The organism is Macrococcus sp. DPC7161 (assembly GCF_004117835.1).
Classification (GTDB): domain Bacteria; phylum Bacillota; class Bacilli; order Staphylococcales; family Staphylococcaceae; genus SDSC01.
The window spans coordinates 223,839-249,430 of the sequence record NZ_SDSC01000001.1 but is presented as its reverse complement, the minus strand read 5'-3'; the positions used below and the strand labels follow the sequence as shown (position 1 = coordinate 249,430).

General features: G+C 30.3%; 26 protein-coding genes. 3 read left to right on the top strand and 23 right to left on the bottom strand.

Annotated elements, in window-relative coordinates:
- Positions 1-3: 3 nt before the first annotated feature.
- Together ER639_RS01145 and ER639_RS01140 are read right to left on the bottom strand one after the other, a co-directional pair.
- Positions 4-852, bottom strand: coding sequence for a formate/nitrite transporter family protein (locus ER639_RS01145; RefSeq protein WP_483306218.1), 849 nt, complete (start codon positions 850-852; stop codon positions 4-6).
- Between the two features lie 18 nt (positions 853-870).
- Positions 871-2,856, bottom strand: coding sequence for a KUP/HAK/KT family potassium transporter (locus ER639_RS01140; protein WP_129063911.1), 1,986 nt, complete (start codon positions 2,854-2,856; stop codon positions 871-873).
- 179 nt (positions 2,857-3,035) lie between these two features.
- Here ER639_RS01140 and ER639_RS01135 point away from each other — a divergent pair, with 179 nt between their 5' ends.
- Entirely contained in the window at positions 3,036-3,335 is a 300-nt protein-coding gene (locus ER639_RS01135; protein WP_129063910.1) for a rhodanese-like domain-containing protein, read from the top strand.
- 44 nt (positions 3,336-3,379) lie between these two features.
- Here the strand turns inward: ER639_RS01135 and ER639_RS01130 are convergent, their stop codons facing one another.
- From ER639_RS01130 to ER639_RS01085, 10 genes are all read right to left on the bottom strand, one after another.
- On the bottom strand, positions 3,380-4,642 hold the full coding sequence (locus ER639_RS01130; RefSeq protein WP_129063909.1) for a cytochrome P450: 1,263 nt from the start codon (positions 4,640-4,642) through the stop codon (positions 3,380-3,382).
- Positions 4,643-4,683: 41 nt separating this feature from the next.
- The gene (locus ER639_RS01125) at positions 4,684-5,616 is read right to left on the bottom strand and encodes a hypothetical protein (RefSeq protein WP_129063908.1); all 933 of its coding nucleotides are present in this window, start codon (positions 5,614-5,616) and stop codon (positions 4,684-4,686) included.
- A gap of 87 nt (positions 5,617-5,703) precedes the next feature.
- Positions 5,704-7,722, bottom strand: a complete 2,019-nt coding sequence (gene pknB / locus ER639_RS01120) for a Stk1 family PASTA domain-containing Ser/Thr kinase (protein WP_129063907.1) — start codon at positions 7,720-7,722, stop codon at positions 5,704-5,706.
- A gap of 1 nt (position 7,723) precedes the next feature.
- Positions 7,724-8,461: a Stp1/IreP family PP2C-type Ser/Thr phosphatase gene (locus ER639_RS01115; RefSeq protein WP_129063906.1), complete on the bottom strand. Its 738-nt coding sequence runs from the start codon at positions 8,459-8,461 to the stop codon at positions 7,724-7,726.
- A gap of 5 nt (positions 8,462-8,466) precedes the next feature.
- Entirely contained in the window at positions 8,467-9,558 is a 1,092-nt protein-coding gene (rlmN, locus tag ER639_RS01110; protein ID WP_483306217.1) for a dual-specificity RNA methyltransferase RlmN, read from the bottom strand.
- Positions 9,559-9,560: 2 nt separating this feature from the next.
- Positions 9,561-10,865: a 16S rRNA (cytosine(967)-C(5))-methyltransferase RsmB gene (gene rsmB / locus ER639_RS01105; RefSeq protein ID WP_129063904.1), complete on the bottom strand. Its 1,305-nt coding sequence runs from the start codon at positions 10,863-10,865 to the stop codon at positions 9,561-9,563.
- Complete coding sequence (fmt, locus tag ER639_RS01100) at positions 10,855-11,769, bottom strand: methionyl-tRNA formyltransferase (protein WP_129064413.1); 915 nt, start codon at positions 11,767-11,769, stop codon at positions 10,855-10,857. The genes rsmB and fmt overlap by 11 nt, the downstream gene beginning before the upstream one ends.
- A 10-nt stretch (positions 11,770-11,779) precedes the next feature.
- Positions 11,780-12,268: a peptide deformylase gene (def, locus tag ER639_RS01095; RefSeq protein ID WP_164993318.1), complete on the bottom strand. Its 489-nt coding sequence runs from the start codon at positions 12,266-12,268 to the stop codon at positions 11,780-11,782.
- Positions 12,269-12,488: 220 nt separating this feature from the next.
- On the bottom strand, positions 12,489-13,433 hold the full coding sequence (locus ER639_RS01090) for an aminoglycoside phosphotransferase family protein (protein ID WP_129063902.1): 945 nt from the start codon (positions 13,431-13,433) through the stop codon (positions 12,489-12,491).
- 95 nt (positions 13,434-13,528) lie between these two features.
- Positions 13,529-14,410, bottom strand: a complete 882-nt coding sequence (locus tag ER639_RS01085; RefSeq protein WP_129063901.1) for a DMT family transporter — start codon at positions 14,408-14,410, stop codon at positions 13,529-13,531.
- Positions 14,411-14,547: 137 nt separating this feature from the next.
- Here ER639_RS01085 and ER639_RS01080 point away from each other — a divergent pair, with 137 nt between their 5' ends.
- Positions 14,548-15,102, top strand: a complete 555-nt coding sequence (locus tag ER639_RS01080) for a helix-turn-helix domain-containing protein (RefSeq protein ID WP_129063900.1) — start codon at positions 14,548-14,550, stop codon at positions 15,100-15,102.
- 94 nt (positions 15,103-15,196) lie between these two features.
- On the opposite strand, the gene ER639_RS01075 is transcribed toward ER639_RS01080, so the two are convergent.
- The 11 genes from ER639_RS01075 to gmk all read right to left on the bottom strand — a co-directional run bounded on the left by ER639_RS01075 (position 15,197) and on the right by gmk (position 23,659).
- A complete protein-coding gene (locus ER639_RS01075; RefSeq protein ID WP_129063899.1) occupies positions 15,197-15,397 on the bottom strand; it encodes a hypothetical protein in 201 nt (66 codons plus the stop codon).
- 270 nt (positions 15,398-15,667) lie between these two features.
- Positions 15,668-16,858 carry a hypothetical protein gene (locus ER639_RS01070; protein WP_129063898.1) on the bottom strand — a complete coding sequence of 397 codons (1,191 nt, stop codon included), beginning with the start codon at positions 16,856-16,858 and terminating at the stop codon, positions 15,668-15,670.
- A 12-nt stretch (positions 16,859-16,870) separates the two neighbouring features.
- Positions 16,871-17,272, bottom strand: a complete 402-nt coding sequence (locus ER639_RS01065; protein ID WP_129063897.1) for a hypothetical protein — start codon at positions 17,270-17,272, stop codon at positions 16,871-16,873.
- A 220-nt stretch (positions 17,273-17,492) separates the two neighbouring features.
- A complete protein-coding gene (locus ER639_RS12190) occupies positions 17,493-17,630 on the bottom strand; it encodes a hypothetical protein (protein WP_164993317.1) in 138 nt (45 codons plus the stop codon).
- A gap of 246 nt (positions 17,631-17,876) precedes the next feature.
- Positions 17,877-18,071, bottom strand: coding sequence for a hypothetical protein (locus ER639_RS01060; RefSeq protein WP_129063896.1), 195 nt, complete (start codon positions 18,069-18,071; stop codon positions 17,877-17,879).
- A 327-nt stretch (positions 18,072-18,398) separates the two neighbouring features.
- Entirely contained in the window at positions 18,399-18,584 is a 186-nt protein-coding gene (locus ER639_RS01055) for a hypothetical protein (protein WP_129063895.1), read from the bottom strand.
- A 1-nt stretch (position 18,585) separates the two neighbouring features.
- Positions 18,586-18,768 carry a hypothetical protein gene (locus ER639_RS01050; RefSeq protein ID WP_129063894.1) on the bottom strand — a complete coding sequence of 61 codons (183 nt, stop codon included), beginning with the start codon at positions 18,766-18,768 and terminating at the stop codon, positions 18,586-18,588.
- Positions 18,769-19,164: 396 nt separating this feature from the next.
- A complete protein-coding gene (priA, locus tag ER639_RS01045; RefSeq protein ID WP_129063893.1) occupies positions 19,165-21,558 on the bottom strand; it encodes a primosomal protein N' in 2,394 nt (797 codons plus the stop codon).
- Positions 21,555-22,763 carry a bifunctional phosphopantothenoylcysteine decarboxylase/phosphopantothenate--cysteine ligase CoaBC gene (gene coaBC / locus ER639_RS01040; protein WP_129063892.1) on the bottom strand — a complete coding sequence of 403 codons (1,209 nt, stop codon included), beginning with the start codon at positions 22,761-22,763 and terminating at the stop codon, positions 21,555-21,557. The genes priA and coaBC overlap by 4 nt, the downstream gene beginning before the upstream one ends.
- Before the next feature lie 72 nt (positions 22,764-22,835).
- A complete protein-coding gene (rpoZ, locus tag ER639_RS01035; RefSeq protein WP_129063891.1) occupies positions 22,836-23,036 on the bottom strand; it encodes a DNA-directed RNA polymerase subunit omega in 201 nt (66 codons plus the stop codon).
- A complete protein-coding gene (gene gmk, locus ER639_RS01030; RefSeq protein ID WP_129063890.1) occupies positions 23,036-23,659 on the bottom strand; it encodes a guanylate kinase in 624 nt (207 codons plus the stop codon). Before gmk ends, rpoZ begins: the two co-directional genes overlap by 1 nt.
- Positions 23,660-23,824: 165 nt before the next feature.
- Between gmk and ER639_RS01025 the strand changes: the two genes are divergently transcribed.
- Complete coding sequence (locus ER639_RS01025) at positions 23,825-25,507, top strand: Rqc2 family fibronectin-binding protein (RefSeq protein ID WP_129063889.1); 1,683 nt, start codon at positions 23,825-23,827, stop codon at positions 25,505-25,507.
- Positions 25,508-25,592 lie beyond the last annotated feature (85 nt).

The following is a 25,592-nucleotide window of genomic DNA, read 5'->3' as shown; positions in this document are numbered from 1 at the left end:
AAATTACTCCTCTATATAATTTGCTTTGTCTTCCTCTATATGAGTGTGATCATTCAAATATGCATAAAATAATCCGATAATCAATCCACCACCCACGTAATTACCCCAAAAACTGAAAAATAAATTTTTAAGGACTAGTAATAGATTGACACTTTCAGGATGATAAAAGAAAGCACCAATAAAAATTGCAGCATTTGCAATAACGTGTTCATAACCCATAAATGCAAAGATCATTACACCAAACATCATCACAAACATTCTCGCTAATATATCATCAAGTTGCATTGCGATTACAACCGAAATATTTATAAAGAAGTTTGCAAAAATCGCTTTGATAAATATATCTAAAGCCCCACTATTTGATTTTACACTTGTCATTTTTAATAGTAAATCAGCCATTTCTGGATTTACGATACTGGATTGCCTTACTAACATAAATAAAACAATTGCACCTAGTACATTACCTGTAAAGCATAATAAAAATATTCTTGATGCATACATCGGTTTAATTTTTTTATAGTACAAACCGACTGTAAAATACATAAAGTTACTCGTTAATAGTTCTGAATTGGTAAATAAAATCAATACCAATGCAAAACTAAAACAAAAAGATGCAAGTAAATTTACCGTACCGGGTGGAAAGGCATCTGCAAAATCAGTTCGAATCCTCGTCGAAAACATAACGATATTAGCAATAATAAATCCTGCCATCATTGCTCTGAATAAATAACGCTTTAAATAAACACCACTTAAAATATTTTTCGTTTCAATGGTTGTTATAATTTGATCCATTAATTTTCGACCATAAAATATCTTATCCCATTGTACATTTGGATTAAATTTCATATTCATAACCTCGTTTTAGATGATTTATTCTGGTAATCTTCTGATTTTACTTGTTTTAACAGTAGGTAAAGTTAAAGGCAATACTTCATAAATGACTTCATTGGATGGTAATTCAAACCACTTCACAGGAGAAGCAGTATATTTTTTTATAAAGATTTTAGAATCTAAAATAATACGTTCATACCATTTTAACTTTGCATCTAAAGGCAATTCTTCATTTAAAATAACAAATCTAAAGTCACTTAATATTTTCAAATTATTCGTACCATATGCACGATGTTGTTCTTTCATTTCTTTACGTTTGATTAATTCTCTTGCAATATCTTTAATATATTGATTAACATTCTGGTGAACCCTAAACCCTAATATTAACTGAACTTTGAAAATAGAATCTGTTCCAAAGTTTTCTATTTTATAATTAACTTGATATGGATCATCACTTACGGCTACATTAACAAACCAATAGACATCAGCGCGTTTTGGTCTTCCATCAAGAATTGATTTAATAACTTGCTTTTCTATCATCTGCATTTCACTATTCGTAGTTAAATAAACTAAATTTGTAGCGAATTTTGGAATTGTTCTATCACGTTTTAAGTTTGAAATTTGTCCAATGTATTTCTTAATTTCTACATCGAACATTTGCTCACTTTTGATGATATATCCAAAATACCAAATAACCATTACTGCCATAATCATAACTGAAATTAAAACTGCAATATAACCACCATGCATAAACTTAGCTAAACTTGAAATGAAGAATGAGAACTCAAGTAACATAAAAAATCCAATCATTACAGTTGTAATTAAAATATTGACTTTCTTGCTTAATAAATAGTGCAATAATAAAACCGTAGTCATCATCATTGTCACTGTAATACTTAGACCGTATGCCGCTTCCATACGAACTGAAGTTTTAAAGTATAAAACAACCAATACACATAAGAACCAAATAACAAATGTGACGGTTGGAATGTACATTTGACCTTTTTCTTGAGAAGGATATTTAATATCTAACTTAGGCATAAACTTTAAGTGAATGGCTTCTGAAACTAAAGTATATGCACCTGTTATCAATGCTTGTGAAGCAATAATTGCAGCTATTGTCGCTATGATAACGCCAAATATGATAAACGATTCTGGCATAATGTTAAAGAATGGGTTGATTTCATTTTCGCTTTTAACTTTTCCGATATTAGCAATGACCCATGCACCTTGCCCAAAGTAACTTAATAGCAACATCAATTTTACAAATGGCCAAGTATAATAAATCGATTTTTTGCCGACATGTCCCATATCACTATAAAGCGCTTCAGCACCAGTAGTCGATAAGAAAACAGTACCTAAAATCAGTAAGCCCATTTTATTATCTTTACTAAATAATATTTCCACAGCATAATATGGGTTTAATGCTCTTAATACACTTAAGTCTTGCAATAAATGCATTGTCCCAAACACACCCATTAATCCAAACCAAATCAACATTAATGGGCCAAAAATACGACCAATCTTCGCAGTACCAAATCGTTGAGAGAAGAAAATCATTGTGATAATTAAAATGACGATGATCATCACATTTCTTTGATTTGAAGCAAACGAATCGTAGAACGCAGGGATTTCTTGCAACCCTTCAACTGCAGCAGAAATCGTTACTGCAGGCGTTAAAATACCATCCGCTAATAATGCAGCACCACCAACCATCGCAGGTATTAAAAGCCAATTTTTCCTTTTGCGTACTAAAGTATATAAACTGAAAATACCACCCTCACCATGGTTGTCAGCACGCATACATATCATGACATATTTAATCGTTGTCAATAACGTAATCGTCCACACGACAAGAGATAAACATCCTAATATGTAATTTTCATTAATTTCATTCATACCACCATTCGTTGAAACGATGGCTTTCATTACATATAAAGGACTTGTACCGATATCTCCGTAAACAATGCCGAGTGCGATTAAACACATGGAAATATTCAATCGATTTATTTTAGGAAATTTCATATTTTAAGTCATCCTTTTAAATTAAAATTTATTTCTATAGAACTTTATAATACTATCACAATTCTATTGAAAGTGATATGACAAACCTGTGTACATATATGAATATTAACCCAGTTTATATCATTACCCAACATATCATTGAATATGATATGATAATTAAAAATCAATTGGAGGCTTATATGAATACAATAACAATTCAGCAATTAAAAGACAAAATTAAACAAGAAGAACCGATAAAAATTATTGATGTCCGTGAACAAGATGAATACAATATGGGACACATTGAAGATGCTAAGTTATATGCACTTTCAACTTTAGATCAAACGTATCAAGGCTTAAATCAAGATGAAGAGTATTATGTTATTTGTAAAGCTGGCGGGCGTTCTATGAAAGCTTGTCAGTTTTTAGAAGCATCAGGCTACAAAGTTGTCAATGTTGATGGTGGCATGGATGCTTGGGATGGCGAAATTGTATTTTAAATAAAAAGGGCTCGATATCAATATTGATATCGAGTCCATTTTATTTAATTATTTAATGCTTGAACTTGACGAATATTCATTCCGCTTGCTACTTTTCCAGGTAATTTTGTTAAATCTACAGTAAAATCTTGTGGCGGTACTTCAAATGAAATCGTACGAGTAAAGAATTTCATTGTTTCTTCCATAATAATAATCGTCATCCATTCACCTGCACAGCGATGGTTTGTATGGTAATCACCACCACCTTGAGGAATTAAATCGAATGGACTACCATCCCAATTTTCAAATCTTGTAGGATCAAATCTATTTGGATATTCCCATAATTTTTCATTATGCAATGTACCATATACATCTAATAAAATCATCTGATCTTTTTTAATCTTCTGATTATCAAATGTTAATTTTTTCTTAGCTTTACCAGGTAAATAAGGTACAAATGGATAGAAACGTCTTACTTCTTGTACAAATTGATAAACATAGTCATCTGTACCAAATTTTAATTTATCTTTCTCTCCATTAAATTCATGAATTGCTAAAACCCCGTAAGTCACAAATCTATTGATTGCAACTAAAGGACGTATAACATTCATTAAATCTACAGCACATAATGCTAAATCCATTGGTTTATTATTCATATCTTTCCAATGACTAAATGCATATAATGCACTATTTTCTCTAGGCTTTAACTTTCCTTTTCTTACTTTTTTAATTTGATTTTGTAAATATGCTTCAACATTTGCCCTTGCTTTTTGAGCTGCTCGATAACCTTTATAAGCCCCTCCAAGTTGACCAAATGAATCTATCATTAAATCCATTTCTTTTGCAATCTTGTCGATATTTTTAGGCGTATCTTCAATACCCGCCCATTTTAAGCCTACTTTAGTTAATACTTCAGAAGACTTTTTATAAACATTAACCTCATTCACTTTGATTAATGAATCAACTTCATTTTCCCAGGCATCTTTAGTAATTTGACGTAGCAAACTTAAGTTTTCATCAGTCATTAATGACATAAACAATGCTTTTCTATCAATATGCACTTTCCCTGTAGTGGTATGAATTGCACCTTTCCCAAATAGCGTTTTAACGATACGTTTTGGCATTGTGCCTTTACGTTCGATTAAATCATTATTATAGAAAAGTTCCGCTGCTTCTTTACCTGAAATAATTGCACATGGTTTTCCACCTAATACACGATTGAAAAATATAGGTGATTGGTACTTTTCAGTACGATTAGGAATGTAAGTATAACCCTCTTTTAACATAGTTAATGTATGATCAAAACCAGACTCTTTCAATTTAGACATTAGAAATTCCCCCTGTTATATATTATTATTTATATTCCCATTTAAATCGTTTTTAAACGATTGATGATTTCTAACATACAATTGTCTTTATTCGTATATAATGCATTTAATTCAATGTCTGGGACAATAGGTTCCCCTTCATTTAATGGTAATTCCAGATGAAAATGATCCACTGTTAGATGCACAAACTCTGTGCCCATTCCAAAAGACGGTTGACCAAGGGTTACGACTTGATCAGATTTATTTAGTACTTCTATTAATTTTTCTGCAGTCCCACAAGTAAATTGGCTTTGAATTATAAATATCGTATGCTGCTTAATGATTTCATGTACTTTACTTAACAACTGTGTAGAAATTGCTTTCGTACCAAATGCATGTCTTAAATCTAATATCAATGGTTGTAATGACATATCCGCGACTTGATCAAAATCTAATTCATCAAGATTATATATAGTAAAAACTTGATAATTTAATGTCTCTCGTTCGACTTTTCTTAATTGAGATTGAGGATACAAATATTGTCCTAATTCGAATGAATAACATGTGTCTCCTCTTTTCACTTTAACTTCTTTTTGTTTTTGTAAAATAAATGACCAATCTTGATACTCATTGTGCTTTTCATAGAAATGTTTCTTATAACGCTCACTGAGTTCAAGTATCGAATCATGACTCATTAAAGTTATTTCATCACCTATTACAAATTGCAAATCATCGATTACATCAGTAACTACTAATACATCATTCGATCTTTGAACAAAAAATCCTGGATAATATTTTTGTTTTTGGTAAAAATATATTCCTGGTATATTAAAATCTGAAATATATTCCATCATAATATGAGTAAATGTAAAATCATTTTGAGGGGGTAAATGCTTAAATATTTGTAAATAATCATTATATAATTGTTGATCAAATAATTGTGCTTTCTCTTTTAAAGTAGCAACAACTTGTTGAAAAATTTGATAATACTGCATATTGTCCTCCTAGTCTTTTTCATTATTATAAACGAGTTTCTAATTGCATACAAAAAGAAAATCCGAATCATTGATTCGGATTTTCTTTTATTTGATTTCATCATAATCTATTTGTTCTTGCTCATATATTTTGCCATCTATTTTTATGATATACGCGCCTGTTTTACCAGATTCAATGGTTAAAATAATATTTTTCTTCACTGTCTCTGTAGTCTCAAAAGATTCATATATCGTGCCAATATCATTGGTCTTATCTTTTATATAAATCTCAACAAGTTGTGATGGTTTTTCATTTGGTTCACTTGGCGTTTCTGATGAATCACTTTTTTCTTTTCGATATGGAATCGTTACCGTCTGTGCATATTTTTTATCTTCTTTAACTTTTTCATCTTCTTTTTTGCTATCTTTCTTTTCTTTACCTTTTGAAATATCAAAGTTAATCGTTGAACCATATGCAAATTTAATATTACGGATGTTTTGTGCAATCACATGACCTTTTTTCACATGATCATCATATTGTTCAGAAACAACATTAACAACAAACCCTAATGCTTCTAATTCAGACTTTGCCTTAGAGAAAGATTGTCCAGTATAATCAGGGACATAAATTTCTTCTACACCTTTAGAAACTGTTAAAGTAATCGCAGTATCCTTTGGATTCACTTCTTGCCCCTCTTTAATACTTTGTTTAATTATAGAACCTTTCTTCTCAAAGCTGTACTCTTCTTTAATTTTTACATTTTCAAAACCTATTTCTTCTAAAACAGGTTTTACTTTATCGATATCTTTACCAACATAATCTCGTACTTTAAATAATTTCACACCTTTAGAAACTAATAAATCTACAGGTGTCATTTCTTTAACTTTAGTGCCCATTGTAGGAGTTGCCTTAATTATGATGCCAGAATCAATTTTTTCTGAATATTGATAAGTTACTTTACCTTTTCTCAAGTTTTCTTGTTCAAGTAAACTTACCGCTTCTGATACGGTTACTCCTTCTATTTTAGGAATATGCGCATATTTAGGTGCGAAAGTCAGCCAATAAGTAAAGCCTGCTAAACATGCAATTAATAACAATAAAGATGTCATCATTAATAAAAATCGCTTTTTACTTTTTTTACTATGCTTATTTTCTTTGATTTCCTCAGGCGATTCATTTTCTATTTTTTGATATTTATTTTCTAAATGCTTTTCTTGAATAGGTGCCACTGGTATCGTATCAGCTTGAATGACAGGTATTACCCTCGTTTTATCTTCTTCGTGTACTAATTTTGATTCATCAATTCTATCTTGATCCAAACAAGTGTTGATATCATCATACATTTCATCAGTCGTTCTATAACGTTTATACTTCTCTTTCATCGTTGCTTTTATGATGACATTTTCCAAACTTTGCGGCACGAGCGGATTTTCATCACGAACTGATGGTAACGGATCTTGTATATGTTTAATCGCTACACCTACAGCAGTTTCCGCTTCAAATGGAGGGTGCCCTGATAACATTTCAAATAATACAATGCCAATAGAATAAATATCTGAAGCTTCATCTGTTGGTTTACCTTTAGCTTGCTCAGGTGAAAGATAATGGACACTCCCCATAATATGATTCGTTTGGGTCATCGCAGTTTCACTCAAAGCGCGAGCAATACCAAAGTCTGTAATTTTTAATTCTTTATCATTGGTCATTAAAATATTTTGCGGTTTTATGTCTCGATGAATGATGCGATGTTGATGTGCATGCTCAATACCACGTATTAATTGCTTAGTAAATAAGACTGCTTCTTCAACATCCAGCTTTCCTTTTTCACGAATGTATTCGTGTAAAGTTGGCCCTTCAATATACTCCATTATCAAATAATAATGGTGTTCATCTTCATCGACATCTAATACTTTGACGATATTTTGATGTGATAAACTTGTTGTATTTTGAACTTCTCTTTCGAATCGTTGCCCTGCACGATCCACATCAACTGGTGGAATGGTGATAATTTTAACAGCAACTTTTCGATTTAAAATAATATCATCTGCCAAATAGACATGACTCATTCCACCGCCACCAAGAAAACGTATTAATTTATAACGTTCACTAATTACAGTGCCGAGCATGTTAATTGCCTCCTTTTATAGGGACAATAATCAATGAAATATTATCTCGAGCATTTGCATCGATTGCCAAATTCAATAAAGCTTGACCAATCGATTCAGTATTATCATGCTTATAAAATTCTTGATGAACAATCTCTTCATCAACATAATCTGTTAAGCCATCACTTGATAATACAATGTAATCATATCGTCCATATTCATATTTAAAGATATCTGGAAATATTCTTCTATCACTACCTACAACTTTTGTAATCATATTACGTTGTGGATGTACTTTTGCTTCTTCCTTAGTGAGTTCACCAGCCATAACAAGATGATTTACAAACGTATGATCATTTGTTAACTGGCGCATATCACGTTCTTCAATAAAATATGCTCTTGAATCTCCAATATTTGCGATTACGACTTCATGTTCATACATAATTGCACAAACAATTGTCGTTCCCATACCATGATTTTCATCACCTAAATGCGCAATATCATACAATTGTCTATTGATATCAGAAATATTCGTTCTTAACCATGCTTCTGCTTGGTCTAGTTCTATATAGTTTTCATCCATAAATCTACTACTTAATTTGTCTGTAACAAATTTACTTGCAACATCTCCAGAATTATGACCACCCATACCATCACAAATAATTAATAATTTTTGCTCAGTATGGTTATAGAAAATACCACCATCATCTTCATTGCGTTGTCTGATTGGACCAATATCTGTAAAAAAACGTGCCTTCATAAAGACTACCTCGTTTCTTCTTGTCTTTCCTTGGCTCTTAATTGACCACAAGCTGCATCAATATCAGATCCATGTTCTCTTCTAATTGTAGCATTGATACCTAATCTTTTTAATTCTTTTTCGAATTTAAAGATATCTTCCTTTGAGGTACGAACATAATCACGTTCAGGTACATGGTTCACTGGAATTAAGTTAACGTGACAGTTGATATCTTTAATTAAATTAGCAAGTTCTCTTGCATGAGGTATTTGATCGTTTACACCACCAAATAATCCATATTCAAATGAAATACGTCGACCTGTTTTATCAACATAATAACGGATCGCTTCCATCAACTTATCTAAATTATAAGCACGGTTAATCGGCATTAAACGTGAACGTAATTCATCGTTAGATGCATGTAAACTTAACGCAAAGTTAATTTGAAGTTCTTCATCAGCAAAGTCATAAATTCTAGGAATAACACCACTTGTTGAAACGGTAATATGTCTCGCACCAATGTTTAATCCATCATTATGGTTAATGATTTTTAAGAAATCCATCATTTCTTCATAGTTTTCAAATGGTTCACCGATACCCATGATAACAACGTGACTCACACGTTCTTCCGTTAAATCTAATGCTTTTTGTACATTTAATACTTGAGCAACGATTTCTCCAGCTTCTAAATTACGTTTTAATCCACCTAAAGTAGATGCACAGAATGTACACCCAATACGACAACCTACTTGCGTCGTTACACAAACAGAATTACCATAATCATGACGCATTAATACGGTTTCAATCGTGTATCCGTCTTGTAATTCAAATAAAAATTTAATGGTACCATCTTTACTTTCTTGTTTAACAACAGTCTTTAAAGTAGTCATCACGAAAGATTGTGCTAACTTTTCACGTAAAGATTTAGATAAATTAGTCATTTCCTCAAAATCATTTACGCGTTTAACATATAACCAATTAAAAATTTGTTTTGCTCTAAATGCAGGTTCGCTGTTATCTGCTAACCAGTCTTTTAATTCGTGTAATTGTAATGAATATATTGAGGGTTTTTCAAAATTAGGCAAAAACTTTTTACCTTTTTTTTCGATTAAAGACATTATTATTCACCCTTCCTTCTTAATTTTGCAATATAAAAGCCATCAGAATTTAAATCTTGCGGCATAATTTGTAATGTTTTTCTTTGTCCAAAGACTGGTAAATCAATCAGTTCAATTTCAAACTCTGGATTTGCTTTGACAAATGAGTAAACCACATTGTCGTTTTCCATCTGTTCAATCGTACATGTTGAATAGACTAAAAGTCCACCAGGTTTCACGACTTTTGAAGCATTCGTTAAAATCTTCAATTGAAGTGGCCATAATGTATCAATATCTTTAGGTGTTTTTTCATATTTAATTTCTGGTTTTCTTTTTGCAACACCAAACCCGGAACATGGTGCATCTACAAGTACTCTATCGTATAACCCTTCAAATGGTTCAGTTGCATCATGTACAGATGGCTTAATGTTTCTTAAACTTAATCGATTGATATTGTATTGGATTAAGTCAATTTTATGAGGATGCACATCATGACTGATCACTTCACCAGATGGACCAAGTTTTTCAGCGATATGACACGCTTTTCCACCCGGTGCACTACATGTATCCAAAATCGTTTCACCTGGTTGAGGATTTAATACTTGAGCGACCATCATACTTGATGCATCTTGCACACTTACAAACCCTTGTTTAAATAAAGCACTTTGTACAATTGGTTGACCGACAATCGTTAAACATTCTGGTACGATTTCAGATTGTTTCACTTTATATCCTTCATCCTTTAAACGTTCAATACAATCTACTATCGAAATTTTTCTCACATTAACGCGTACTGTCGTATCTGGATATTCTAAAAAGGATTGACAAATTGCTTTTGTCGTATCAAATTTATAATGCGTATTCCAATGCTTTACTAACCATAAAGGTGTACTCGTCTGGATACTTAATCGCTTTAAGTCATCTTTAATTTCATTTATATCTCTTAATGGGTTACGTTGAAAATTACGAAGGATCGCATTCATTGTATTTGCACCACTAATAGAACCACGTCTTTTAGTAATCTCAACCGCTTCATTAATAATGGCATGGTCAGGCACTTTACTTAAATAAACTGCTTGATAAACACTCATTAGTAATAATCTTCTCATCCAACCTTTTATATTAGTCTTAATATAAGGCTCAATATAGAATTCTAAAGTCAATTTATGCTGCAGTGTTCCATAAACAAGTTCAGTTAACAAACCACGATCGACTTCATCAATACGATTTTCTTTAATCGCTTCATTGATTAATAAATTGCTATAGCCACCATCTGTTAACACTTTATCCAATATCTCTAAGGCAACATATCTCACATTATTCTGCATTAAATTTCATCCCTTTTAGATCATATTGAAGTCCTGCAACATAATCGCGTACTTTCATGCGTTTCTTTCCAGCAGGTTGGATCTCTAACAATTTAATAGATGCATCTTTTGTTGCAACAACGATTGCATCTTTTGTAACTTCAATGATTTCACCAGGTGTACCAGTAGCTGTCCCTTTTTCACTTAACCAAAACTTCATATTTTTACCATCTAATGTGGCATAAGCAACTGGCCATGGCGATAAACCTCTAATTTGGTTATGTACATCTTCAGTACTTCTATTAAAATCAACAAACTCTTCATCACGACTAATATTAGATGCAAATGTTGCTTCATCATGATTCTGTTCAATACTATCATTTGTACCATTAAATATAGAAGGTAATGTATCAATTAATAATTTCACGCCACAATCACTTAGTTTATCATGCAATAAACCAACCGTATCATTTTCAAGAATCTCTACTTTTTCTTGTGCAATCATGTTACCCGCATCAAGTTGCTCTGCCATGTACATAATTGTGACACCACTTTCAGATTCGCCATTAATAATTGCTTTATGAATCGGTGCACCACCACGATATTTCGGTAAAATACTCGCATGAACATTAATACAACCAAGTCTTGGGATATCTAAAACACGTTTAGGTAAGATTTGTCCATATGCAGCTGTGATGATTAAATCCGGTTGAACATTTTGAATAAATTCAAAAGCCTCATCACTTCTCATCGATTCAGGTTGATACACTTCAATACCTAATTCTACTGCTTGTTTTTTGACTGGAGGCGGCGTTAATACTCGCTTACGACCAACAGGTTTGTCAGGTTGCGTGATTACTAAAGCAACACCATATGTTTCATGTACAGCTTTTAAAATAGGTGCAGAAAAATCAGGCGTTCCCATAAAAATAATTTTATTCTTCACCGAACATCTCCTCCAATTCTGCTTCAGTTAATTGTTTTGTCATTTTTTCAGTAAACAAATGACCATATAAATGATCCACTTCATGTTGAATAATACGTGCAATATCATCATGTGCAGTCATTTCAATATCATTACCCTTTAAATCATTTGCCTTTATAACAATCGTCGTACTTCTATCCACTAATCCAAAAACATTTGGAATAGATAAACATCCTTCAACATCACTTTCTGTTTCATCAGAATAAGAAATGATCTTTGGATTAATTAATTGCAAAATGCCATCTTGCTCCATATCCACTAAAGCAACTTTTAAATCCACACCAATTTGCGGTGCAGCAATCCCAACACCATCATGATGGAATAAAGTATCTTCTAAATCTTGAATTAATACTTTTAAATCATCGTTAAAAACCGTTACATCCTTCACTTCTCTATGTAAAACTGGATGATTTTCTTCAACTAAAGGTTTAATCATCATGCCACCTCAAATGCTTTTTATTTTCATAAGTTACATATTTAAATACAAATAAATACTATACCATAATTCACTTGTTTATTATACAAGAAAATACCCATTACATATAGTAACAGGTATTGGTTGGGTGAATATGATGGTTATGGTGTTTCAATATCTACGGTGATATTTTTTATTTATCGCCGTAGTTAACAGCTTCATATGGATTTATTGTATTCTACCGTTATAATTTATTTTCTAACACAAAATACTTTATAGACTCTTTTATAATTTTAATTCCTTTTTCTCTAAATTCGGCATTAAGTACTTTATTACTAGGAATTTTTTGAGAGTCTACCCATTGAACTACCCCTAAACCTTGAATCATTAGATATAACCACATTTTTCTTTCATCTAATACAATATTTAATTGATTTGACCACTCTTTAATAAATAAATTTGCTAAATATTGATCTTCCATAAAGTCTAAATCGTTAAATATTATCTTTGTTATATCAAATAAAATATCTCCAATCATAGCATGTTCAAAATCAATAACACCTGTGATTTCATTATCATTATTTACTAATATATTTCTGAATCCATAATCACGGTGAATAAATCCAATGTGTTCCGAAAGTGAATCCGCTTTCTTTAGTTTATTTTCAATTTCTTCATATAATTTATATAAATCTATATCAATGTTATCTTTATCAATATTCGATATCCAAATTTGTATTTGTTTTAAGTAATATTTTTTCCAATCATATTCTTTGTATTCATTTATATTCATATCATAAAATTTCCATAAATTTGTCTCTTTGAGTTCATTTTCATTTAAACAAGTATTTAACATCCCTAATACTTGAGCGGATTTTTTTACAACATCTTCTTTTTCATTTTGGTTTAATTTTTGAAAATTATCCAATAAATTTTTACCATCTATTTTTTCTTCAATGAAATACATGCTTTCTTGAGAATTATTATTTTCCATTAATCGAGGTACAAAGTGAAATTTACTTTGTAGTGACTTCAAACTATTAACTTCTCTATAATAATTATTGTGCTTTTTAAATGTCTTTAAAATTATTTCTTTATTGTTTAACCTTCCTTGAAAAACTTCTGTATAATCCTTTTTTTGAAGCAGTTTTAAATCTTTTACTTCAATATTGCCAGGTAATTTGTACATTGCTTTTCTACTCCTTTAATATTTTATTTTTTCAAAACTATTATTCATAGTTTTGAAAGTTCTCTTTTATTTGAGCATTATCTATTATATACAGCTTATACTTTTCTATTACCTCGGTTAGCTAAAATAAATAAGACTTGTCCAATCAAAATTAAGAAAATACCGATTAATTGAGATAAAGTAGCAAATTCATTTAATATAAAATAACTTAATATACATGTTCCGATTACTTCACCTAATATAGTCATTGAAATGACTGTTGCACTAAAATATTTAAGTAAATAGTTAAAAAGTGTTTGCCCAATGATAGAAGCACAAAATGCTAAACCAAAAAAGATCATCCAAGTATGTATATCATAATGAATCAAATTATTCTGTTTCATTATATTGATAAACAATAAAAATAAAGCACTGGCACCATAGCTCACGGTCGCATATACAACAAGACTAGTATTCATCCTTACATGTTGCCCTATAAAAAAATAAATCGTAATAATTAATGCAGCAATAAGTGCTAATATATCTCCATAAAATGCTAAACCACTTATTTTAAAGTCATGATAACTAATAATAATACTACCAATTATTGCAACAAAAACCCCTAAAATAGCCCCCATTTGAAAACGTTCCTTAAAAAATAGAAAGCCACCTATCATAGCAAAAATAGGTTGCAAAGTGACAATTACAGTTGAACTCGCTACAGATGTATATTTTAAAGATTCAAACCACAATAAATAATGAATTGCGAGCAATATACCACTAAAAATCATTAGTATTTTTGACTTTTTAGTCAACATTTTGCACTCATTAATTAATTTATTTGAAAATAAAATCACCATGACGAACACAACAAAAGAAATGAATAATCGATAAAATGCCAATACCTCCACTGGTACATTAATCAATTTTACAAAGATTGCTGAAGTTGAAACCATAAATACCGCAAGAAAGAGTAAAAGAATATTAATAACTTTCATAAATACACCCCTTTGTTTACTATTTATAACAAATATATTTTATAATAAACAAGAAAGTTAATATATCAAAAATCAGTCAATTTACTATGCTATAACAAATGATTATTAACAAACATTATAATAAACAGGAGAATAATATGAGAAAACTTGGATTAACAATTTCAAATTATAGAAAAAAGAATCAATTAACCATCCGCGAATTCTCTAAACAATCAGGTATCAGTACATCATTGATCAGTCAACTAGAAAGAGGTATTGGCAATCCTTCTTTACAAGTTTTAGAAATAATCGCTAAAACATTAGGTGTACCGTTATTCACGTTATTTATTGATGATATTGACTATTCATCTTTAATTTCAAAAAAAGAAAATCGTGAAAAAATATATCGACAAGACAATGAACACATTGTTTATGACTTATTAACACCTGATTTTATGAAGACAAATGTGGAAGTTTTACAAATGGAAATAAAACCACAATCCAAAACAACTGAATCACATTATCAACATGATAATAAAGAAGAAATAGCTGTTGTTGTTAAAGGTAAGATTAATGTGCAATTAGAAGATGAGATTTTTTTATTAGAAGAAGGAGATGTTGTAAGAATCCCTAAAAATATGCGCCATCGTTTCATTAATGAAAGTAAATCCTCTGCAGAAGTATTATTTATATTAACTTTGAGCTTTTATTAAAATATGAAGTATTAAAACTAAGGCACTTTCTTTTATAACTACATAAATTTAAAATTATGCATATTAAAACCACATTGCGAATATTGCAATGTGGTTATTTATACTTATCATAATACTTTTTTTCTTCACTATCATAATAATGTAAAAAAATTATTGGCATTATTGCACATATTATTACTGGTATCATTGCAAGCTCACTTTTACTTATTGCAAGAATGACACCAAGAACACCAAACAATGTACCGATTATTGCTAATGAAATTAGTAGTTTTGAAATAAAAAATACTTTATTCACAATAACTCCTCCATTGAAACCATTATTACATCAATAATATCATATTTGTAAATGTTAGGAAATTAAAATAATGAATATGCAAAGTCAATATAACTACATCATCATATAAGTATCACGTATGGCAAAAAAATAACATCCGATAAAATACAAAACACAGTGTTATCAAGGGTTTAGACTACCTGTCTTTAGTTTTATATTTCATTGGATGTTATCTATTGTAGTTTTGTTGTCGTTTTTTTGTAGTTTTTATTATACTTCTAAAATTTTGATTTAATAAGTTAAATCTTCTAACACATATACAGTTTTCTGTTCTGAAGAAATACCATGAGTTATTAGTTTTTTAATCAAATTTATTTTTTTTACATTTCCAATTCTAAAATCTATCCACTCATTCTTATATTTATCAATTAATTTATCAGAAATCTGCCCTTTAAAATACATATTCTCATGTTCTATTCCAAATGATTTATTCTTAACATCTATTTTAGTCACAAATCCATCATTTAAAAGTAATCTTTCCTCAACTATTATTTCGTTTTCTATTAAAAATTCAAAAGATTCAAGGGTATTAGTATTAATATATCCAGCTGAAACACGATTATCTTTATCTATATATAATGACTTGAAGTCTAAATTATTACTTATAAGTATAGTTAAAAAATCTTGCAACGGTTTAGTAACTTTATTACCAAACGTTTTGGCAATTAACTGAGGGTTTTCTTTATATTTAGAATCATTGATGATAGTAAATAAACTATTTATTTCATTCATATCATTAAAAATAGTATCTTCATTAATGCAAATTTCTTCGTTTATTTCAAACGAAATTCCATAACTGCCCTCAAAAGAATGTCTAGCAAATAATTCGAAACTATTTTTACTAATATCATTTTTTATTCTAGTAATAGCGTTTAATAAATCACCAAGAACATCTGCAGTTAAATTTTTATAGTTATTACCAAACGAAACAAACCAATAATCTTTATTTTTAATTGGATTTTCTAAAAATTTTTTAATACCAGAGGTTTCAATAACTTTTAGTGGCTTAAGGTCTTCCACTTCATTTAGCAACTCATTTTTATCGATGAAATAATACTCACCGTTATGAAAATTTAAAAAAACATTACTGTCTGGATAATATTCTTCTATTTTGTTATTTTGTACTGGTAATAATTTGAAGTCATTAAAGAAACCATAAATTAAAAATAAATCGGGAGAGTTTACAAAACAACTTCTAATCTCTATATCTCCACTAATTAATTTATCATATTCTTTCTTGAAAATTGATGTAGTTAAATAGATGTCTGTATCTGTATCTAGATCATAGTCTGCAAATATACTTATATAAATAACATTCTTCTTACTACCCCTATTATTTAATTTGAAACTAAAGAAAATAGGGGTTTCAATCTCATCAAATATTTCAAGAATTTCAATATCTTTATAAATAATTTCTTTCATGATTTATCCCCCTTATATTCTTTGTTCATAACAAAAAATAATATCGTTATTTCCATAATGCCAATATGTATGGTGATTTTTAGTGTTTTTTGATGGTGTGTCTAATATCTTACTTTTCGAATTAGGATTAAAACTATAAATATGTTTCCATTTCTTTAATACACCCTTACTAACTTTACTACTCTTCTCTATAGATTTTAGTATATCTTCTTTATCTAAAAAGACAGAATGACCACAAGCTTGACATAATTTATTGTTACTAATATTATTCCTTTGTTCTATAGCTGTTTTTCTTAAGTATATATCATGTTCATCAGCTGAAGTACTAACTTTATACAAAAGCCCATTATAGTTATAAGCATCAACAGGTGGGCAAGAATAATTATTAGGGAATTTATCTTCGTTATACCACATCATATTACCTCTCATCTATGTAAACTAATCTAAATATAACTTATAAATAAAAGAAACTATCATTTTAAAATTTATCATCACATAGCAATTAACATAAGAAAAACTTATATATAAGATTTTTAAGTTAGACCAGAACGTAACTCACATGGATCTTATGAATAAAAGAATCTTTGAAATTTTTTTTCAAAAAAAAGATAACCAACTTAATGGCTATCCTCTATTACTTAATATTTTTTTGCTCCTCATTACGTGTTTTTTCATTTCTTGTATTATTTTTTTCTATCTCTTTTTGAGCTTTCTCTAAAGCTTCAATAAATTCTTTTGGAGAAATAGGTTTCCCGTCTAAAACTTTATCCATACTATCACCTAACCTTTTTACAATTAGTTAAAAAAATATTTTCACAAAAAACAGTAGTTTAAAAAGATCTTTGAAAGGTGAATATAATAAATTTTTGAAATTTCATCATTAAATTATACATAGTTTAAAGCTAATAAACTTTTTTTAATACTAACCTATAAAAGCCATTTAAAAGTCTGTAAAATTAAAGTTTTTTAAAGTAATAACTAATAGCTTTATCATGAAAAAAGTGATTGCTGACTTAATTTAAAATCGATCATTCTCTTTTTCTAATCGCTCTACTTCTCTATCAACAAACTTAAAAAAACTATCACTTGTAGCGTTATCATCAAGCTTATATTTGTTATGACGTTTAACATTTTCTCTTTTTAATGCTGATTTATACATTCCCTCTAATTCTTCTCTAGTATAAGGTTTACCATCTAATCTAGTCGGTTGCATTCAATCACCTTAAACACTTTAATAACTTTGCCAATCATAGCAATAATTTTATAATTAAAAACTACCATCAAATAAGACAGTAGTTTAAAAAGATCATAAAAAATGGATATAAGTAATTTTACCATTTCAACACTAAAATATATAGTTTAATAAATGCTGAATAATAAAGTTTTTATGGTTGTTACAGACCATTCAATGAAAATTATTGTATTTATGAATCAGCTGAAAGGTAAGGTTTTGATAGGTTTTTCTACCATTCATCTCACCTAAGATAAATCGCTATATTATATTACAATACCTATCAATCACACTAATGGACAAAATTATTTACAACATTATATCTTTACCGTACTTTTCTCTCATTATTGTAGTATATGTTTTGTTCTCTCTAATACAATTATCAATTATTTTTTCTAAGTCTTCATTTGACACTCTAATAAACTTTCTATTAGGAAAACTTGTTCCGAAATGCTTTTTGTACTTATCCAAAATTTCTAGTCTTTTTTCATCCATCTTATTCATCACCTTTCATTTCAACTTTATTAAACTCTTCACATGCTTCCTCTAATTCTTTTAAAAAACTTTCCATAGATTCAATTTTACCATCTAGTTTTATCACTTTACCTCTTTTTACAGCTGGTTTATTTATTTCATCATTATTAATATTAGACTTATCATCAGAACTATTAGGTCGCATATAGTTAACCACTTTCATTTATAGATATCATACTTATTTTACCTTAAAACAATAAATATTTATCTTCCAAAGGGTCATTATTAATTAATTGTGTATTATTTTTTTCATTTATTTCTTCTACATTTTATTATTAAAAGTAAATTTGGAACGTGTAGGACTTACATGAGAAAAAACTACCATTCAACTCTATACACATGTAACTGATCAGATGGCTAAGGATTTAATAAATAAACTAAATGAACACGAAAAAAGGTGATATGACATTAAATCATACCACCTATTTTTATGCAATTTTATTAAATGTCCTATAAGTTGTCGTTTTTCTGTAGTTTTTTATAGTATACGAAACACCAAACACTATATAAAAGCTTATATAAAGCTACTTTACACCTATAACTACATCATCATATAAGGATTTATATCTATATTCAAAGTAAATTTCTCTTTTTGATAGAGCTCAAAGTAATAGTCATCCAAATAGTTTAAAGCTTTGAGTAATGCGGGTTCTGATTTGAATTTGATGAGTATTTGGAATCGGTATTGATTATTAATTCTTGCGATTGGTGATGGTGATGGTCCTAATACATAGCTTCTTGGCGTGAGGCTTTGTAATAATATTTTATGGATGTGTTTACTTTCTTTTAGGACGAAATTCAAACTTTCATGTTGAAATCCGATATGTATCATATAAAAATACGGTGGGTATTTTGCAAGTTTTCTAAAGGTCATTTCTGTTTCATAAAATGTTTGATAGTCATTATTTTTTGCACATTGTAATGCATAATGATCTGGATTGTATGTTTGAATAATGACTTCACCTTTTTTATCACTTCGTCCTGCTCTTCCGGATACTTGGGTGATGAGTTGGTATGTTTTTTCACTGGATCTGAAGTCTGGTAAATTCAATAATGTATCGGCATTTAATACACCAACAAGAGTGATATTTGGGAAGTCCAATCCTTTTGCGATCATTTGTGTGCCAAGTAATATGTTGGCTTCTCCATTTTTGAATTGGTTCAGCAATTTTTCATGTGCACCTTTTCGACTTGTTGTGTCAACATCCATTCGAATGACTTTTGCGTTTTCGAATTTTTGATACAAGAGTTCTTCTACTTTTTGTGTGCCAACACCCATTTCTCTAATGTGTTCTGAGCCACAGCTTGGGCATATATTAATTGCTGGTTCTTGGTAACCACAGTAATGACATTTGAGTTGGTCGTTGAATTTATGATATGTCAAACTGATATCACAGTTCGGGCACATCGGAACATGACCACAATCTCGACATAACATAAAGTTCGAATGTCCTCTTCTATTTAAGAATAGTACGATTTGTTCACCTTTATTGATTTTTTCCTGGATTTTTTCTGTCAATTCATTTGAGAACATTGAACGATTGCCATTTGCAAGTTCGTCACGCATATTGATAATGGTTGTTTCAGGCATATCGTTTAAATTGGCCCTTGTTGTCATTTTGAGTAATTGATAAACGCCACGCTCTGCTCTTGCATAGCTTTCTAAAGATGGCGTCGCACTTCCTAGGACAACTGGACATTGATGGTACTCTGCTCTCTTATCTGCTATTTCTCTTGCATGATACCTTGGATAATCCTCTTGTTTATATGTCTGCTCATGCTCTTCATCAATAATGATAATGCCTAAATGTTTAAATGGTGCAAAGATGCTAGATCTGGCTCCTACTGAAACACGTGCTTCCTTATTTTTGATTCTTCGCCATTCATCGTATTTCTCTCCTTGGCTTAATCCTGAATGTAACACTGCAACTTCATCACCAAATCGCGATTTGAATCGTTCAACCATTTGCGGCGTAAGTGCAATTTCAGGAACTAATAATATCGCTTCTTTGCCTTTATTTAATACTTGTTCAATCAGTTGTAAGTAAACTTCTGTTTTCCCTGAACCTGTAACTCCGTGTATGAGAAATGTGTCTTTTTGATTATTTTGAATGCAATGATTTATTTTGTCAAAAGCGTTTTGTTGCTCTTTATGCAATGTTTTTTTCTGATCTTCATAAAATACCTTATTTGCATATGGGTCTCTTAATTGTTCTTGTTCAAATTTAATTAAAAAGCCTTTTTTAACGAGTGCATTGACCATTGCTCTTGAATAACCCATATCAACTAATGTTGTGATTTCAAAACCATTTTGTGCATCATTCAAAATTGCAAGTATTTCTTTATGATTGTCAGATTTACACATATCTATTGCATGGTCAATATCATAATCTTGATTAAAGCGAACGCATTGAAGTTTTTTAATTTTATTTTGTTGGGTAACTTCGCTATCTTCAATAATGTGACCTTCAGCTATATACGGCAGCATTAACGGTAAAATATTTAATTCTTGCGCCCTTTGAAGTGTGATGCTGTCATTTTTAAAATATGATTTGAGTTGAACATCTACAACATCATGATTGACCAATTTTAATACTTTCTTATATTTGCCTTTAACAGCACTCGGTAACATTACATCCAATACAGAAATGCGTTTTGAAATGTGTGTGTGCGCCATCCACTCACTTAATGCAATCAGTTCTTCTGTCAATTCTGGCTTAATATCTTGAATTGCAATAATGTCTTTAAGTTTGCTTGTATCATAATTCGTTTCCTGACTGAGATTAATGATAAATCCTTGAATTTTTCTTGGACCAAAAGGAACTGCGACACGTTGTCCCACTTGAATCGATGATTGTAAATTTTCAGGCACATGATAATCAAATACTTTATCTACCCGTTTGCTATTCACATCTACAATGACATTTGCAATCATTTAAATCCCTTCTTATTGACATTTGATAATATTTGATTTGCAATGGCTTCTTTAGGTTGCTTTTTAATTTCGATTTTATCACCATCTTTAAAATGCATCGTCACTGCATTTTCATTGGACTTAAATCCAATAGATGTATCACCTACATTGTTTGAGACGATAACATCTGCATTTTTTCTTTTTAATTTGCCAATTGCGTTTTCTTCAACGTTTTCAGTTTCAGCCGCAAAACCAATGACATATTGATTTGTTTTATGTGTACCAATATAACTTAATATGTCTACAGTGCGTTTAAAAGTGATGGTTAAATCACCTTCTTTTTTCTTTAACTTTTGGTCATAAACTGTTTCTGGCGTGTAGTCTGCTACTGCAGCAGCTTTAATGATAATGTCCATGTCATTCATATGAGATTGAACAGCTTCAAACATATCTTGTGCACTTTCAATAGAAACCCAATTAATTGCAGGATGTCTTTCTAAAGGTAATGGATTAGAAATTAATGTAACATCTGCACCACGGCTAGCTGCTGCATTTGCTAGTGCATAACCCATCTTTCCAGAAGAACGATTCGTTAAATATCTCACTGGATCGATATTTTCAATGGTTGGTCCTGCAGTAATCATTACTTTTTTTCCTTTTAAATCTTGTTTTTGTTGATGAGATTGTATTTGCTCACCCTTTTTGTATGCTTCAATATATTCTATAATTTCTAGTGGCTCGCTCATTCTTCCTTTAGCAATATAACCACATGCTAAAAATCCAGCACCAGGCTCAATGATATGAATACCACGATTACGTAAAATATTAATGTTATTTTCCACTGCAGGATTAGCAAGCATATTAGAGTTCATAGCAGGTGCAATAAAAATCGGTTTTGTAGAAGCAAGTAATGTTGCACTTAACATGTTATCTGCAATGCCATATGTCATTTTAGCAACAGTATTTGCTGTTATCGGTGCTACTAATATTAAGTCTGCCCAATCCGCTAGATCAATATGCTTAATAACAGATGGGTCAGTTTCATCAAAAATATCAGTATGGACTTCATTTCGACTTAGCGCTTGGAAAGGTAATGTTGTAACAAATTTTTCTGCACTTTTTGTCATGATAACTTTTACTTCATGACCTTTTTGAACCAATTTACTTGTTAAATCAATCGCTTTATAACTTGCAATGCCCCCAGTTACACCTAATAGTATTTTCATAACGTCCTCCTAGCATATAAAAAGCTGACAAAAATTTTGTCAGCTTCAATTAATATTATTTTATTTGTTTTTTTAGTTTGTTTCAACAATGTGAATCTTACCTGCTGCAATCTCTTCAAGTGATTGTCCAACTGGTTTATATGATTTATATTTTTCTAATAAATTTGAATCTGGTAAGTCTTGTAACTCACGCGCACGTTTTGCAGCAAGTGTCACAACTAAGTATTTTGAATTTACATTTTCTTTTAATTTATCTAATGGTGGATATAACATTATTTTTTGGCCTCCAATATCATTTTTCTGAATCTACTTTCAATACGTTCACGTTTGCAATGTTCCGCTTCAACAATCGTTTGTACCTTATTCTTAGCATGAATGACTTCATCATTGATGACCACATAATCATATAAATTCATCATTTCAACTTCTTTTCTAGCTTCTGAAATGCGATGTTTAATTACTTCATCACTTTCTGTACCTCGACCAATTAAACGTGCTTCTAAGTGTTCCATCGTAGGTGGCGCTAAAAAGATGAACAATGCTTCAGGAAACTTTTTACGGACTTGTTTTGCACCTTCTACTTCAATTTCCAAAAAGACATCTTTACCTGATTCCATCGTATTTCTTACATAGTCTACAGGTGTTCCATAATAATTACCAACATATTCTGCATATTCAATGAAAGCATCTTGCTCTATTAATGCTTCAAATTCTTCTTTTGATTTAAAGAAGTAATCCACACCATCGACTTCTCCATCGCGCATTTTGCGAGTCGTCATCGAAATTGAATATTCAAAATTAGTAGTTGGATCATCGAATATTGCTTTTCGTACTGTACCTTTACCTACACCAGAAGGTCCAGATAGTACAATTAATAAACCTTTTTCTGTATCCATGGGGACGACCTTTCTTAATTAAAATAGTTATTAATAAATGTATCATAAATTCACTTAAAAATACAGGTTACTTTCAATTTAATCTTTAGAAATGTTTGTTCTATCATAATTTTATAATTAAAATTACATTTCGTGTTACAATAGACAATTGAAAGTGGTGATATTATGGCATTTGATGGATTATTTACACATCAAATTATGAAAGAACTTCAATTTTTAACAACAGGTCGTATCAATAAAATAACACAACCTGATCAATACACTGTCGTTATGACAATTCGTGCTGAAAGAAAAAATCAAAAATTACTTTTATCTGCGCATCCAAATTTCGCACGCATCGGTATTACAGAAACAACTTTAGAAAATCCATTTCATCCACCGATGTTTCTGCGTGTGTTACGAAAACACATTGAAGGTGGCATACTGACACATCTTGAACAAATTGGTAATGACCGTATCGTGAAATTTACAATACGAAATACTACTGAGATTGGTGATCCCATCACGCGTCATATTTATATCGAAATGATGGGTAAACATTCAAATATGGTTGTAACAGATGCTGATAATAAAATATTGGAATGTTTAAAACATTTAACACCAAATACCAATTCGGCAAGAACAATGATGCCTGGTTTTACTTATGAATTACCGCCTACAGAAAAGAAATTTAACCCTTATACATTGGATACTATAAGTGAACATATTAATCCCGAACTTAAATTAGAAAAAGCTATATTAAATGCATTAGAAGGTTTTAGCCCTTTAGCGATTAAACATATGCTTTCTTTAGATACGGATTTAGATAAAGCGTTCGTATCATTTATGGAACAAACAAATACTGTTCAAGCTCAAAGTTTTCAAATCATTGATCAAAATAAAGAAGATTTTTATTTCATGTCTTTAAAAGGCACTGAAAATGAGAAATATTTTGATTCATTAAGTCAGTTACTTGATGCTTTTTATAAAGACCGTGCACATATAGAAAAAATTAAAAATCAGACAAATGATTTATCTAGACATTTAAATGCTTTGAATCAAAAAAATCAAAAAAAATTAATTAAACTAATCCAAGAACTTGAAGAAACCAAGCAAAAAGATCAGTTCAATTTATATGGTGAGTTATTAACTAGTCATATGTATATGATGCATCAAGGAATGTCTGACATCGAAGTTACTAATTATTATAATAATGAACAAGTAGTGATTCCTTTAGACAAAAGAAAAACCCCTTCAGAGAATGCACAATATTATTATAAACAATACAACAAATTAAAAACGAGAAAGGTTCATGCCGAACAACAAATCAATGAAACAAAAGCAGAAATTGAATATATTGAAGGGATATTAAATCAACTTCAATATATTAAAACAGATGACATTGATGCCATTCGAAATGAATTAGCTGAACAAAAACTCATTAAACCGAAATACAAAACTCAAAATAAAAAGCCATCTAAAGACTTAAACATTGATTATTATTTATCTAGAGATAATGAAACCATCGCTGTGGGAAGAAATAACTTACAAAACGAATATGTTACACATAAATTAGCAAGAAAAGATTACATTTGGTTTCATGCAAAAGATATGCCTGGTAGTCATGTGGTTATCATGCATGATGATCCTACTCAAGGCACTATTGAAGATGCAGCAATCATTGCGAGTTATTTTTCAAAAGCACAAGAAGGTGCAAAAACTGAGGTCGACTTTACTGAAATTAAAAATGTCCATAAGCCAAGTGGTTCAAAACCAGGATTCGTTAATTATTTTGAGCAACAAACAGTCAATGTTATTCCTGACGCAGCATATGTACAATCATTAAGAGAGAAATATTTAAATCAATAATTTAAGATTACACAACTAAATAAAACATCAGTTTCTTCATATTTAAATAAATTATTTTTTTTATAACCGTTTGATTGGGCAGTCA